This is a genomic window from Fuerstiella marisgermanici, from assembly GCF_001983935.1.
Lineage (GTDB): Bacteria > Planctomycetota > Planctomycetia > Planctomycetales > Planctomycetaceae > Fuerstiella > Fuerstiella marisgermanici.
This window is the reverse complement of record NZ_CP017641.1, coordinates 5,979,362-5,992,308: the sequence shown is the minus strand read 5'-3', so window position 1 is coordinate 5,992,308 and position 12,947 is coordinate 5,979,362. Positions and strand designations below refer to the sequence as shown.

Below are 12,947 nucleotides of genomic sequence, written 5' to 3'. Positions count from 1 at the left end.
CAGCGAAAAATGAACTCTACAGCCCTGCGATTTTTCGCAGGGCTGTTTTTGTTAGACTGCTGTCTACAATATCCGGGTAGTTTCCGTTTTTGTCACTTGGCAGCACGCTTCCATGAGTCATCAGGCTAAACCACACTCGGCCGTTCGCCGACTGATCGTCTCAGAAATTCTAATTGTGCTGGTGCTGCTGGGCAGTTTCAGCGTGTACCAGATGTTGTATGCTCAGAAGCCGGAAGTTGAGCAAAAGCAGACCGACGTCGTGCGTCTGAACGTGGATGTGTTTGAAGTTCGGCCGATCGGATTTCAGGAGCTGCTGACCGGTTTTGGGACGGCCCGCGCAGACCGTGAAGTCATCGTTGCGGCGCAAGTCACGGGCGAGGTCGTCGAAGTTCATCCTCAGCTTAAAGTTGGCTTTGCCGTCAATGCTGGCAAGGCGGTTCCTTCAGGCGAAGGCCCGACCGTCAGCCGGACAGGTGACCTGCTGCTGAAAATCGACCAGAGGGATTTTCGTGAACGAGTCGATCAGGCGTCGAACCGAATTGAAGAAGCCAAAACGGAAATCGCTCAACTCAATGTGCAGCAGGAGAATGTAGGCCGCCAGCTGGAGAAAGCGGCTTCTGTGTTGACCACGCTGAAAGAGGAATTCGGGCGTATTCAAAAAGGCGTGCAGCGAAAAGTTTCTACGCCGTCGGAACTGAATCGCTCCTTGTTGGAGGTCCAGCGCTACGAAGACACGATCATTCAGCTCGAAAACCAGGCGGCCGCTCTGCCCCATCAGATTTCTGCTGCGAAACAACGTCTGGCGTCCAGTTTGTCCGAAAAGACGCGTGCCGAAAACGACCTTCAACGAACCGAAGTCCGGCCGCCATTTGACGGGGTTCTTAGCGAGGTGTTCGTCGAACAGGGACGCTACGTTCGCGCGGGGGAGCAGTTGGTGCGGTTGACCGATTTGACGCAGGTTGAAGTGCCAATCTCGCTTAGCGTGGACAACTTTCTGCAACTGGACGACGATCTGGCTCAGGGTAACCGCCCCACCGTAGCGTTGGCTGAAAACGAGACATCCCTGCCTAAATGGACGGGGCACGTAGTTCGAGTCGCTCCAGAGGCTGATCCGCAGTCGCGGACCGTGCAGGTGTTTGTTGAGGTGAACAATACCGGTGATGAATCGTCACTGCTGCCCGGCACATTTGTCCACGCTCGCATTGATGGAAGGTCGTACGATTCCGCCGTGCTCATTCCGCGCGAAGCGATTGTCAATGGCCGCGTCTATGTTGTAGACGAAGCGGGCCATGCTCAACGCAGGAAGATTCAGCCGGGGCGTCGACTACAGTCACTCGTGCTGGTGGAAAAGGGTCTGGAACCGGGCGAAAAAGTTATCCTGACCAATCTGGACATCGTGCAGGACGATCAGGAGGTCGTCGTGCAGTCGGTGAGCGGGCCGCTTGAAGAAATCGAGTCGTTGCGGAGCCCTGTGCTGCGGCCACTGAATGCGGACGAATAACCAGCACTATGGCGGATCGATTCTTTTGCCCCGACCTCTCTGGCGACTTCGCGACACTGGAGCATGCTGAGGCTCATCACGCGTTGCATGTGATGCGCGTCAAACCGGGGCATACGGTGACGCTCTTCGACGGTGCCGGGACCGTCGCCGTGGCAACGGTGCAGAAAGCCAGCCGTCGGGATATTCGCACGCAGATTGTAGAACGCTCATTCCACGAACGTCGTCTGACGGCTGCCGTCACAATCGCTGCCGTGCCGCCCAAAGGCGACCGGCTGAAATGGATGGTCGAAAAGTTGACGGAACTTGGCGTCGACCGCTTTGTGCCGCTGCAGTGCGAGCGAGCTGTCGTTGACCCGCGTCAGTCGAAGTTGGACAAACTGTCGACGACGGTGATCAGCGCTGCAAAGCAGTGTGGCCGAGCATGGTTGATGGAAATCGCGGAGCCGGTCGAATTCAACGACCTTCTGGAACGCCACACCGGCGGTACTGAACGCGTCCTGCTGGCTCACCCGGGAGCTCAGCCGTGTCCGCTTTCGTCAAATGGTGCCCCGGCGTGCTCAACGTCCATCCTGATTGGGCCGGAAGGTGGCTTCACCGACGACGAAGTGCAAAAGGCCGAGCAGTGTGGAGCCGGCCTGGTGTCGTGGCAAGGCCCGATTCTGAGGACGGAGACTGCAGCCGTCGTCTTCGCGACGGTGGCTTTGGCCGCTCAAGCCGGCAGCCAGTAATGAAAGATCAGGTTGAAAGAAGAGGACCGAAGAGAGAAGGGCGGCATCCCTGCCGAGTGGCCATCCATGGAAGGCTCAAATTGGCTTCCGCGAATTTCCGCCGTTAGAGGGAAGTGTTGAGTGAGTAAGTCGCCCGACTCTCGTTCGGTCCGTTCTGCTTTCATTAACCGCAAGTGCGGTTGTTGTGTTGTGGGTCTGCCTGTTGGGAAGAATTCGTTATTCCGTCAGTGTCTTAAACAGATCGCCAAAGTCGGGCATTTCTGTCTTTAGTACGTCCAACCAGTTGTCGGGGTTCCAGATCTCGACACAAATCACGGCACCCACAACAACAACTTCCTGACCCGCTGTGGAGCCAAGAAACTGGCGAAAGCCCTCCGGAATCAATAACCGGGATCGTTTGGCCAAAGTCACCTGCTGGTGCCGCGTTGACAGCAATCGACCGAGTCGTTGAACATCGCCCCAGCGACCTTCCATGCGACCAGAATCAATCTTCTGCCGCAGTAGCTCAACACCGCTGTCGAGCCGTTTTTTCCATTCTTCAGAACGCCAGAGACTCAGGCAGCCGGTGCGTTCTTTGGCCACAATCACGTTCCCATCTTCGTCGGAGATTCCCTCCGCGAAGTCCGGTGGCAGCGTAAGGCGAAACCGATCATCGATCGTTCGCCTGACTTCCCCGGTGATGAACATGACGGCTTCCCAAAAAACGCGGCAAAGATACCCCGCTCTAACCTACTGGGCAGGCAGTCCACTTTCAACCTGTTTTCAAAGATCATTTTGGGCACGAAACCCACAACGTCAGATTACGCACGGAAAGTGATTTCGACAACCGAAAGACATGCGGATTCCGCGATTTCGGCGGAATGGGCGAATCGCGGCATATTCGCTGCGTTTTGCTCGCCTCGAACAGAACTCTCGCCTGTTGATGCCCCGCGACGGCGTTGGCGGTCGCATGTGTTGTAGTAAGTAGCGAAGCCTTTCCGTCCAGTGAAAGTCTGCGGCCCCGCCCTGTTCTCTGCGGCGATTTTGATTGCGATCTCCTGGAATAGGCAGGAGTGGGGCGAATGGGAGGTGGTACTGTTGAATGTCAAAACGCCGTGTTTTGCATTCTCTCCCTGCCATCACTCCCTTCAGTTCGGGTTCCCGCCATGGGCAAGTTCAAGCCGTTTTTGTTTGGTGCCCTTCTCGGTGCCGGCACTGCCGTATGTGCGTTGCAGTTCCACGTCGTGCAATCAAACGAAGGCTTTCGCGTCATTCCACGCACACCGCAGCCGTCACTCGGTCTGGCTTACGCCGACGTTCGCAACTGGAGCGCAGAAACCTGGGCAGATCGGCCGGAACTGGTGCGAGCACTGGTGGCTCACGGTTCTACGGATCTGGTTGCCAGCACGGTAGCCGGTTCTGTTGTGGATTCGGTCTCAGCGGAAAGCAGCACGCTTGATCAGCTTCGCGGGTTCCTGAACGAAACTGCCGCAGGAGTTCAGCCGAATGACAGTTCCGGGCTGATCACGATCCCGGATCGCGTGCCGTCACCAGACGATGTCGGCGAAATGTTTCAGCTTCGATTTCCTGACGATGCCAAACGCAACGCTCTGGGGCGTTCGGCGGCCCTGGAGCCATCTACCACCGCCACAGATATCGCTCGTCGTGATCTTCCGAGCATTGACGAAGTCTTTGGTACCGGGGCCGGTGGCTTTAGTCCCATCGAGAAACCGTCAACGGTTCCGCAGCCGATTGCTCCGCCTTCCAATCCCGTGACCAGCAATGAATTCGATCCCGCTTCGGAAGCTGACGCGTTGGAAAGTTTGCTGTTTGGTGCCGGCGAAACTGAAGGCGAGTCTGTTGATGGCGGAGCGTCTGATGCTGATGCAGGCTTTGGAGTCTTCGAGGAGATCACCAGCGCTTTAGAAAATCGTGCCGAAGAGACTGTTAAGCGGGCCACCTCCGGTCTGCAGCAGGAAGCGGATCGGGCGTTGGCCGATTCGACGAATTCGATGGACCGATTTGTTCGGAGCCAGATCGAGCAGTCAGTCCCGGAATCAGTTTCCGGCATGTTCAGCGAAGACAGTCCCCTGAAGCCGCTGGCCGACAAGGCAATCGAAAGTGCCAACCTTCCGCCCGCCATTCAAGCTATCCGCAACGGCTTCGACCCGTTTATTGAATAGCTGCTTGGTAGCGTCGTTGGCGACGCTGCTTCCCCTGCCCTGCAGGAGGCGAAATCGGGGGGCCTTACCCGCGGAGTTTTGCACCTACCGCAAAAACCACGATGCCAGCCAGCAGGCATGCGGGCATGAGGATCAGGCGAAAGCTGTAGATCAACTGAAACACGACCAGCACCGGCAAAGCACTTAGCACGAACAGTTGCAGCAGAAATCCGATTTGTTGCTTCATGGACAATCCTAAAACGAAAACAGGCGGCTTCGATTGCTCGAAGCCGCCTGCGATTTTATCTGCGGCCAGTGTTAGCCTTCCAGTTGAGCCAGTTCAACTTCAACGGGCTTCAGTTCTGCATTGTCACCCGCCTTCACGGTGACGTTGTACTTGCGATCCAGCCAACCAGCTCGTTCGTGCCAGATTCGGAAGCTGTGATTGCCCACAGGCAGGTTCTTAATGGTGAACTCGCCTTTTTCGTTTGTGGCAGCGGCATAAGGGTGATCCACAACCAACCAAACTGCCTTCATCCATGGGTGAAAGTCACACTTCACTTCGTGCGGCAGTGATTCGCGAGTAGCGGTTGGTACATCAACGCCATTGCCCTTCTCTGTGTTGGGGGCAACAAGAATGTTCACGCCCTGGTTCCGCAGCGGATAGGTGTGAGTGTTATGAGCTACCGGGTCGCTGTTGAGCACTTCAACAGTTTGTCCGGCCTGAACAACCAGTGCATGTGGCTTAAAGATGCAGTTCTCCTGGTCGAAGATTACTTTCGGTTCCGGGTTTGCCGCGTCGGGGTGAATGCTCTTGGGAGCCTTCGCCAGGAACACAAACACGTTCGCGATTCCTTTGGTGTCCTCGTCGACTACAAGATCATCCTTGTAGACGTCCGTCGCCGCACAGGTTTCGCTATCTTTGATGTTTGCACCTTTTGCGTGCAGCAAAACGGGCTTCGGAACGGCGTCTTTTAGAACGATTTTTCCCTTAATCGTCCCCCAGTCCGCAGCAAAGGTGGATGAGGTGAGAACCAGAGAACACAGACACAGTTGAGCAATTTTCTTCATCACGTCGCTTTCAGGTGTAGTGGAAGGGAAGTTGCGCCCGAAGCCACTGCCCACGTCCGGAAAGACTGGCCGCAGCAGGCATGAACTGCCTGCACAAAGCCTTTTCCGAATGTGAAGTCGTAGCTCGGATTGGGAGGAAACGAAACGTGGTTTCGACCTGTTAATCTTACGCCTGTTTGGTATTAAAGTCGACGTGTGCCGAAGCGTTTCCGACGGATGATCGGCAGGGATTCTCATATTCCGAAGACGGAGTTCGAAGCCACATGCCGCCTTCACGCGATCATTTGCTTGACTGGTCAGTTGGTCGGTTTCGGTCTACAAAAAGCTGGTTTCGCGGCAATCGGTGCCGAATCGTCTTTCTAAAAGCCACCAATGGTTGAGCTTCCGGATTTGAACGAAACCGTCTTCAGCGTCAGACTAACCTCACACCCTGCTGAATCGTCTGGAGAAATCGGTAATGTTGTCACGCCTCGCGACCTACACGCTTCTCGGTATTGAAGCCATGCCGGTCGAGGTCGAAGTCGACATTTCGCCGGGGGCCGTTCCGAAAACCATTCTGGTTGGGCTTGCCGAAGCCGCTGTTAAAGAGAGCACTCACCGTATCGAACGAGCGCTCGTGAACAGCGGATATGGACGGCCGATGGATCGAGTCGTCATCAATCTTAGCCCGGCCGACTTACCCAAAGACGCGGCGTCGCTGGATCTCCCAATTGCGCTTGGGTTGCTGGTTTCCGACGGCCAGGTCGAAGCGAATCCCGAAATCGATGCCGTCTACGTCGGGGAACTAGCTCTGGACGGTAGCCTGCGGCCTATTCGCGGAGCACTCTCAATGGCAATTGCGGCTCGCGACGCGGGTAAGTCGCACATCGTGGTACCAGCCGCCAACGCGATGGAAGCCGCGGTGGTTGAGGGGATCGACGTGATTTCCGTGGGCATTCTGGCAGAGGCGGTCGGGTTCCTCACCGGCAATCTGCCGCTGGAACCGGTCGTATTCAGCTGGGACAACGCTCGCACGGCCTTCGGCGTCTATGAGGTCGATTACGTCGACGTTAAAGGTCAGGAAATGGCCAAGCGGGCTCTCACGGTCGCGGCCGCTGGAAACCATCATATTTTGATGATCGGTTCACCAGGGACTGGAAAAACGCTGCTTTCCCAGCGATTGGGCACCATTCTGCCCGAACTTGAACGCGAAGAGAGCTTGGAAACGACTCAGATCTACAGCGCAGTCGGTCGGCTGGAGCCAGGCCAGCCGCTGATGCTGAAACGACCGTTCCGGTCGCCTCACCACACGATTTCCGAAGCGGGTCTTGTCGGCGGTGGCAGCATTCCTCAACCAGGTGAAATCAGCCTTTCGCACCACGGCATGCTTTTTCTGGACGAACTGCCCGAATTCAACCGCCGCACTTTGGAAGTGTTGCGGCAGCCGCTGGAAGATCTGTGCGTCACAATTTCACGAGCAATGGGCAGCGTGACTTTTCCGGCCAACATTATGCTGGTGGCGGCGATGAACCCCTGCCCTTGCGGTTTTCGCGGCGACCCGAAACGTCAGTGCAGCTGCACGCCGATGCAGATTGAGCGGTACTTAAGTCGTATCAGTGGCCCGCTGCTCGATCGGATCGATATTCATATCGAAGTGCCGCCAGTGCCGTTTCGCGAATTGGCTGGCGAAACGGACGGCACGTCCAGCGCGAGCATGCGGGAAGCTGTGGTGGCGGCTCGCGACCGGCAGCGTAAGCGTTTTAAGAACGTGCGGACCACCGTGAATGGGAAGATGAAGCCACCGGAGATTCGCAAGTTCTGCAAGCTGGATAAGCCCGCCGAACAACTGTTGCACGGGGCGATGGAAGATATGGGGCTTTCAGCGCGTGCTCACGACAAGATCCTGCGAATTGGCCGCACTCTGGCCGATCTCGCCGATGATGACGAAATTCGAGAACACCACTTGTCGGAAGCGATCAATTATCGAACTTTGGACAGAAGTTACTGGCAGCAATAGAGTTGTGGCAAATAAGGGCTGCGGTTTCACTTGCGGTCAGTCGATAATTACGCAGTGTGAAATAGGGTCGCATTGACTTAAACGCAGCTCACAGTACCCTACGCGGTTCGATATGCCTGCTGGTGAGCGTTTTACGCCGACTTTTAACCAGCAAACAAAGACAGCAGACAACAATTTTCTGAGCGTCAGCTCGAATAGCCTGCGGGGGCTTCCCCGCCCGAAGAGTGAACGAAATAATGGGACGAGTAGAACGAGATCGTGAGATTGCTCGACGACGTAAGCGTCGCGGCCAGCTGAAGAAACTTCGCGTTAAGTATGCGGCAGCCACTTCGGAAACCGAAAAAGCTGAATTGCTGGCGAAAGCACGCCGCATGAGTTCCTTCGTGGACCTGGAACCTGCGAAAGCCGAGTAGCTTTCGCGGTTTCGAAAACTCACGAAAACTCACGAAACGCACGACGGCGAGTTCCGCCCGGACCTCGTCGTTTTTGTATGCGCCGCATCCAAACCGACGCTTGGCTTGCGGTTCGGGAAAAATACTCGAAAGTCAGACTATGAGATTCGAAACGAAGGTCGTCCACACGGGCGTCCACAAAGATCAGCAATACAACAGCGTTATTACGCCCATTTACCCGAGTTCCACGTTCTACTGGAACGACCTGGAAACGAATTCGGGCTACGACTACACGCGGTCCGGCAATCCGACTCGAGACGCCTTGAACGAAAATCTGGCGGCACTGGAAGGCGGCGTTGGCTGCGTGACGACGTCCACTGGTATGTCGGCCGTTCATTGCGCGATGGCGATTTTTAACCCGGGCGATCACATCGTCGTGCCCGCGGATGTTTACGGCGGCACTTTCAGGCTGTTCAGCCAGTTTCTGACTGAAAAGGGACTGTCGTTCACGTTTGTCGACATGACGGACATCGACGCTGTGAAAGCGGCCGTCCAACCCGCGACCAAGGGTTTCTGGATCGAAACTCCCAGCAACCCGATGATGAAGGTCATCGATCTTGCGGCGATTGTTGAGATCGCCAAACAGAACAAAGCCGTCACGATATGTGACAACACGTTTCTGTCCCCTTATCTACAGCGCCCTCTCGAATTTGGTGTGGACGTTGTTATGCACTCCACGACCAAGTACATCAACGGTCATTCAGACGTGGTCGGCGGAGCGGTGATTTCCAAAGACAAAGAACTTGGCGACCGCATGGCGTGGATCTGCAACGCTTTGGGTTTGGCGTGTTCGCCCTACGATGCATGGCTGGTGCTTCGTGGTGTCAAAACGCTTGGCTGCCGCATGGATGCTCAACAGGCAAACGCCATGAAGATCGCTCGCTTTCTGGACGGCCATCCATTGGTTGAAACAGTGTACTATCCGGGCCTGGAATCTCATCCGCAGCATGAACTGGCAAAGTCGCAGCAACAGGGGTTTGGGGCGATGTTGAGTTTCGACGTGAAGGATGGACGGCCGGTTGCCGAACGGGTTTGCATGAATTCAAAGCTGTTCGATGTGGCGGAATCTCTCGGTGGCGTGGAAAGCCTGATTTCGTTTCCGGTTACCATGAGTCACGCATCGATGTCACCTGAAGGTCGTCAGGCTGCGGGAATCACGGAAAAAACGGTGCGGGTCTCCGTCGGACTGGAACACGCTGATGATTTGATCGAAGATTTAAAGCAGGCTCTGGATTCGTAGCGTTTAAAACCTTGCTGACGGAAAACTATGTCGCGAACATTTATCCTGAACTCATCGCGTTCCGCCAAACAGGGAACGCTCATCAATGTCGGCAAGGAGTCCGAAGAATATATCGCTCTGACGAATTCCATGACGATGGAACCCGGCGATATGGCGGAAATCGGTTTGGCCGAAGGGCAAATGGCGATCGTTCGCACGGAATTCGGCGAAGCTCAGTTTAAGTGCAAATCGGGAAAAGAACCCAAAGGCATGATTTACATTCCCTATGGCCCCCCAACGTGTAAACTGATGGGTGGCGATACCGGAGGAACGGGGATGCCAATGTCGAAGGGCTGGGAAGTGGAAGTCGTGCCGGTTTAGGAAAAATCAAGGGCGGAAAGCCGGAAGCGGATTAGACTGCTCTTGAACCTTTCACAGTCGCAAACAGAAATTTTGAATTTCAGATTTCAGAGACAATGTCCGAACAACCCACACCAGAAAAACTGACCGGCCCGGAAAGTCCGCACTTCTGCACCGACGGCGACTCGGCCGAAAACGTGCAGGGTTGGACTGAGATCGAAGAGGGTCGCTTCATGCCTCGCCGAGTTCGCGGCAGCGGTCGTGGCCGGGCGCTTGGCTGAACGTTTACCGTTCCGTCGTCTGGTTCAGACGGCACTTGCGAAGAATAAAGCGGAGGGCGGTGGAACGCGGAAATCCGCCGTCGCACCAACCTGCGTCTGACTCGTCAGCTTTCCGCTTTCTCGATTCGGCTCTTGAATATGACTCTTCAGATAATTGACAACGCCACATGCACGTTCTGTGGCTGTGTGTGCGATGACATTCAACTGCACCACGATGAAGTTCGCATCCACGAGGCCAAAAAAGCCTGTGTGCTCGGCACGGCGTGGTTTCTGAATCACACAGCGGAAGAAAAATACCCGCACGCTTTAATCGATGGCAAAGAAGCGACCGTCGAAGAAGCTATTCAGATGGCTGCCACGCTGCTGCATGAAGCGGACATGCCGCTTGTGTATGGTATGAGCAACACCACATGTGAAGCTCAGAAAGAGTGCGTCGCGATGGCCGATCAACTGGGAGGGCTGTTGGACAGCCATACCTCATTGTGACACGGTCCCACCGAAATCGCCGCCCAGTTGGGTGGTAAAGTTACCTGCACACTCGGCGAAGTGAAACAACGAGCCGACTTCATCGTGTATTGGGGAGGCAACCCGGCCGAATGCCATCCTCGCCACTTCACGAAGTACACCATCATGCAGAAGTCAAAGTTTCTGCCGCGCGGGCGCAAGGACCGCACGATGGTGCTCGTGGACATTCGCGAAACCAAAAGCGCGAAGGCGGCCGACATCTTTTTGCAGGTGCGACCAGGCAAAGACTTCGAACTGATCACCATCCTGCGCGCGCTGATCAAGGATCAGCCGGTTGGCGACGCTCAGATCGAAGAAACCGGCATGACTCGCGAAGGGCTCAACGATCTTGTGCATCGCATGAAGTCGGCCAAATTTGGTTGCTTCTTCTTTGGCATGGGCCTGTCGATGACTCGCGGAAAGCACATGAACAGCGCCGCGCTGTTGACGTTGGCCGCGGAGATGAACGCCTTCACCAAGTTCGTTGCGATGCCGATGCGTGGGCACGGCAACGTGACCGGTGCCGACGTCATCATGCGTTGGCAGACGGGCTATCCGTTTGGCATTACCTTCAACAGAGGCTACCCGCGTTACAATCCGGGCGAGTTCTCAACGGTGGATGTACTTGTTCGAGGCGACTGCGATGCGGCATTCATCATCGGAGCCGATCCCGGCGCGACGATGCCTCAACCGGCCATCGATCACCTCAAACGCATTCCCACAATCTGTCTCGATCCGCACATTACGCACACCAGCAAGCTGGCTCGAGTCCACATCACCACGGCGCCTCAGGGAATCGCGGCTCCAGGAACGGCCTATCGCATGGACGAACTTCCGCTGCCATTGAAGCCGGCTTTGAAGTCGCCATATCCGTCGGATGAAGAAGTCGTGCGACGCATCAACCAGGCGATTTCCGAAAAACCGTTTTGGTTGCCGGACGGAAGCCAGCCGCAGATGATTGAATGTCAGGTGTGAGATTCGGGCACTTGCTAAATTGGGCCGTCCCGATTCAGCAGGCTGGCAGGTTGGCTGCCGACATTGGTCGAAGTCTCGTACTGCTGCCCCTGGAAATTCTGGAATGGCTCTCTTGCCGAGATTTCTTCCGGTGCGATAATTGGATTCGTCGAGGCTTTGCGGCCGAGAAATGTTCCATCATCTCATGAAATGGAACCTCAACTGTTTCCGCATGGAAATGCACTTTGGCACACGTTGTCGATACAGATCTGTCGGCTCAGCACAGCAGGAATTGGTCGGAACGCGTTCTGGCCCATTCACTTTGCGGTGCTTCGTGCTTGCTACTGATTGCTTTGTCGCTGGTTGTTGCTGGCGTTTACCCGCCAGGGCAGAGTCAGCAGCCGACGATTGATCACGTCACGGCGGTGGACGCTGTGAGTCTTGTCGGCTCGCGATCTGATGTAGGAGCGTCAGGGATTGACGTCGATTCGTCTTCCGCCACGCAGCTACAGCGAGTCTGGCTGACCTCTGGCTGCGGAACAGGCGTTTCAGACGACGAAGGCTGTTTCCCACAAGCCCGAACCGTCCCCAACAACAGGGAAACTGTTCTAAGCGTCACCTTGCCGACCTCCGCCCCAGTCGCCTTCTGGCAAGGATCTGGCGGCCCTGAATTGGTGTCTTGTCACGCCGGATTCCAGATTCTCGTGGACCGCCATCGTCATGCGAGTGCGGTTGCTCGAACACTGCTGCGAAGAATGGCTCAGGCCTGGGGGCCTCACGCAACGCCGGTTTCGACCAGTCCGGATCTGCTCGTTCTGGGCGTTTTGCTTCGACAGTAAGAACCCAGGAACCGCTTCAATCCTGCGTTCACTTGTCCAGCCGACACGCTCTCGTGTCTGGCTTTTCTTCGGCAACACTAGCGGCATCAGTCTGCGCGCTAGTTTGGCAATTCACACAGCGACTCGCGGTCTGCGCTTCAGCAGTCTTCGGGCAAACGATAAAGGTGATCACATGAACCAACAATCTTCCTTGAGCTCCACGGCCCAGGTTCCAACTCCGGCTCCACTTTTGTTGAAAGTGGCTCAGCTGGCGGATCTCGAAAAATTTGATGATGCTCGCCAACTGCTGGCGGACGCCAGTCGTCAGTCAGATGAAATTCGCAACGCGCGAGGCGTCTTGATGATGCGTACCGGTCAGATCGAAGCCGCAGTAGGTTTGCTGCGGACTTTGGCTTTGGCTCCCGGTTGCACCTGGCTGAAACCGGGGGCACCTGTCTATTACCAGACCAACTACGCAACGTCGTTGCTGTTGTTTGGTCGCCCGCAGGGAGCGACCAGTGTTCTGGCCGATATTCGAGAAAAGAACCATCCGTCGGTGCTCCGATTGCGCGAAGCCATTCGTAGCTGGGAACGTCGACTTCCGTGGTGGCAGCGGCTGAACTGGAAGTTAGGCGTCGCTCCAGACGGTCCCGTTCCGCTCGAGTTCGCACCTGGGGACATCGTGGACCCCATGGCACTCAATCCCGCCGCAGTTCCAACGGCCCTGCCCTCAGCCAGGCAGGCAAAGCAGCACGTCGCCTGAGAGCATCACCTGTTCTGACCTTGTCGCGCAGTATCGGCAAGGTCTTCGGTGTTCATCGCCAGAGACCGAACGCCCGTCCTTGAGCGTTCGGCTTTCTGGTAATCCTTCCCTGCGGCAGCGATCATTCGGTCATTGCTAAATTTTCATTTTGAATGAACC

Annotated in this window: 14 protein-coding genes and 1 pseudogene; 12 read left to right on the top strand and 3 right to left on the bottom strand. The window is 55.9% G+C overall.

Going from position 1 to position 12,947, the window contains the following annotated elements; all coding sequences use genetic code 11:
- Positions 1 to 112 precede the first annotated feature (112 nt).
- Positions 113 to 1,501, top strand: a complete 1,389-nt coding sequence (locus Fuma_RS22490) for an efflux RND transporter periplasmic adaptor subunit (protein ID WP_077026095.1) — start codon at positions 113 to 115, stop codon at positions 1,499 to 1,501.
- Between the two features lie 8 nt (positions 1,502 to 1,509).
- A complete protein-coding gene (locus Fuma_RS22485; protein WP_077026094.1) occupies positions 1,510 to 2,229 on the top strand; it encodes an RsmE family RNA methyltransferase in 720 nt (239 codons plus the stop codon).
- 216 nt (positions 2,230 to 2,445) lie between these two features.
- On the opposite strand, the gene Fuma_RS22480 is transcribed toward Fuma_RS22485, so the two are convergent.
- On the bottom strand, positions 2,446 to 2,916 hold the full coding sequence (locus Fuma_RS22480) for a division/cell wall cluster transcriptional repressor MraZ (protein WP_077026093.1): 471 nt from the start codon (positions 2,914 to 2,916) through the stop codon (positions 2,446 to 2,448).
- A 458-nt stretch (positions 2,917 to 3,374) separates the two neighbouring features.
- On the opposite strand from Fuma_RS22480, the gene Fuma_RS22475 reads away from it, so the two are divergent.
- A complete protein-coding gene (locus Fuma_RS22475) occupies positions 3,375 to 4,391 on the top strand; it encodes a hypothetical protein (RefSeq protein ID WP_077026092.1) in 1,017 nt (338 codons plus the stop codon).
- A 64-nt stretch (positions 4,392 to 4,455) separates the two neighbouring features.
- On the opposite strand, the gene Fuma_RS35415 is transcribed toward Fuma_RS22475, so the two are convergent.
- Entirely contained in the window at positions 4,456 to 4,617 is a 162-nt protein-coding gene (locus Fuma_RS35415; RefSeq protein WP_158521100.1) for a hypothetical protein, read from the bottom strand.
- A gap of 71 nt (positions 4,618 to 4,688) precedes the next feature.
- Positions 4,689 to 5,441, bottom strand: coding sequence for a carboxypeptidase regulatory-like domain-containing protein (locus Fuma_RS22470; protein WP_077026091.1), 753 nt, complete (start codon positions 5,439 to 5,441; stop codon positions 4,689 to 4,691).
- Between the two features lie 457 nt (positions 5,442 to 5,898).
- Between Fuma_RS22470 and Fuma_RS22465 the strand changes: the two genes are divergently transcribed.
- The 9 genes and pseudogenes from Fuma_RS22465 (at position 5,899) to Fuma_RS22440 (ending at position 12,788) form a co-directional block, all read left to right on the top strand.
- Positions 5,899 to 7,437 carry a YifB family Mg chelatase-like AAA ATPase gene (locus tag Fuma_RS22465; protein ID WP_077026090.1) on the top strand — a complete coding sequence of 513 codons (1,539 nt, stop codon included), beginning with the start codon at positions 5,899 to 5,901 and terminating at the stop codon, positions 7,435 to 7,437.
- A gap of 236 nt (positions 7,438 to 7,673) precedes the next feature.
- On the top strand, positions 7,674 to 7,850 hold the full coding sequence (locus Fuma_RS35605; RefSeq protein WP_169929132.1) for a DUF6800 family protein: 177 nt from the start codon (positions 7,674 to 7,676) through the stop codon (positions 7,848 to 7,850).
- A 139-nt stretch (positions 7,851 to 7,989) separates the two neighbouring features.
- Positions 7,990 to 9,129 (top strand): trans-sulfuration enzyme family protein, encoded by a 1,140-nt coding sequence (locus Fuma_RS22460; protein ID WP_077026089.1) that lies wholly within the window; start codon positions 7,990 to 7,992, stop codon positions 9,127 to 9,129.
- Positions 9,130 to 9,156: 27 nt separating this feature from the next.
- Positions 9,157 to 9,489, top strand: a complete 333-nt coding sequence (locus Fuma_RS22455) for a molybdopterin dinucleotide binding domain-containing protein (RefSeq protein WP_077026088.1) — start codon at positions 9,157 to 9,159, stop codon at positions 9,487 to 9,489.
- A gap of 95 nt (positions 9,490 to 9,584) precedes the next feature.
- The gene (locus Fuma_RS35410) at positions 9,585 to 9,749 is read left to right on the top strand and encodes a hypothetical protein (RefSeq protein WP_158521099.1); all 165 of its coding nucleotides are present in this window, start codon (positions 9,585 to 9,587) and stop codon (positions 9,747 to 9,749) included.
- A 138-nt stretch (positions 9,750 to 9,887) separates the two neighbouring features.
- Complete coding sequence (locus Fuma_RS34355; protein ID WP_083732244.1) at positions 9,888 to 10,235, top strand: hypothetical protein; 348 nt, start codon at positions 9,888 to 9,890, stop codon at positions 10,233 to 10,235.
- A gap of 12 nt (positions 10,236 to 10,247) precedes the next feature.
- Positions 10,248 to 11,228, top strand: a pseudogene (locus Fuma_RS22450) (formylmethanofuran dehydrogenase subunit B); the annotation flags it as partial.
- A 224-nt stretch (positions 11,229 to 11,452) separates the two neighbouring features.
- Positions 11,453 to 12,046, top strand: coding sequence for a hypothetical protein (locus Fuma_RS22445; RefSeq protein WP_077026087.1), 594 nt, complete (start codon positions 11,453 to 11,455; stop codon positions 12,044 to 12,046).
- A 172-nt stretch (positions 12,047 to 12,218) separates the two neighbouring features.
- On the top strand, positions 12,219 to 12,788 hold the full coding sequence (locus Fuma_RS22440; protein WP_145944311.1) for a hypothetical protein: 570 nt from the start codon (positions 12,219 to 12,221) through the stop codon (positions 12,786 to 12,788).
- The last annotated feature ends 159 nt before the right edge of the window (positions 12,789 to 12,947 follow it).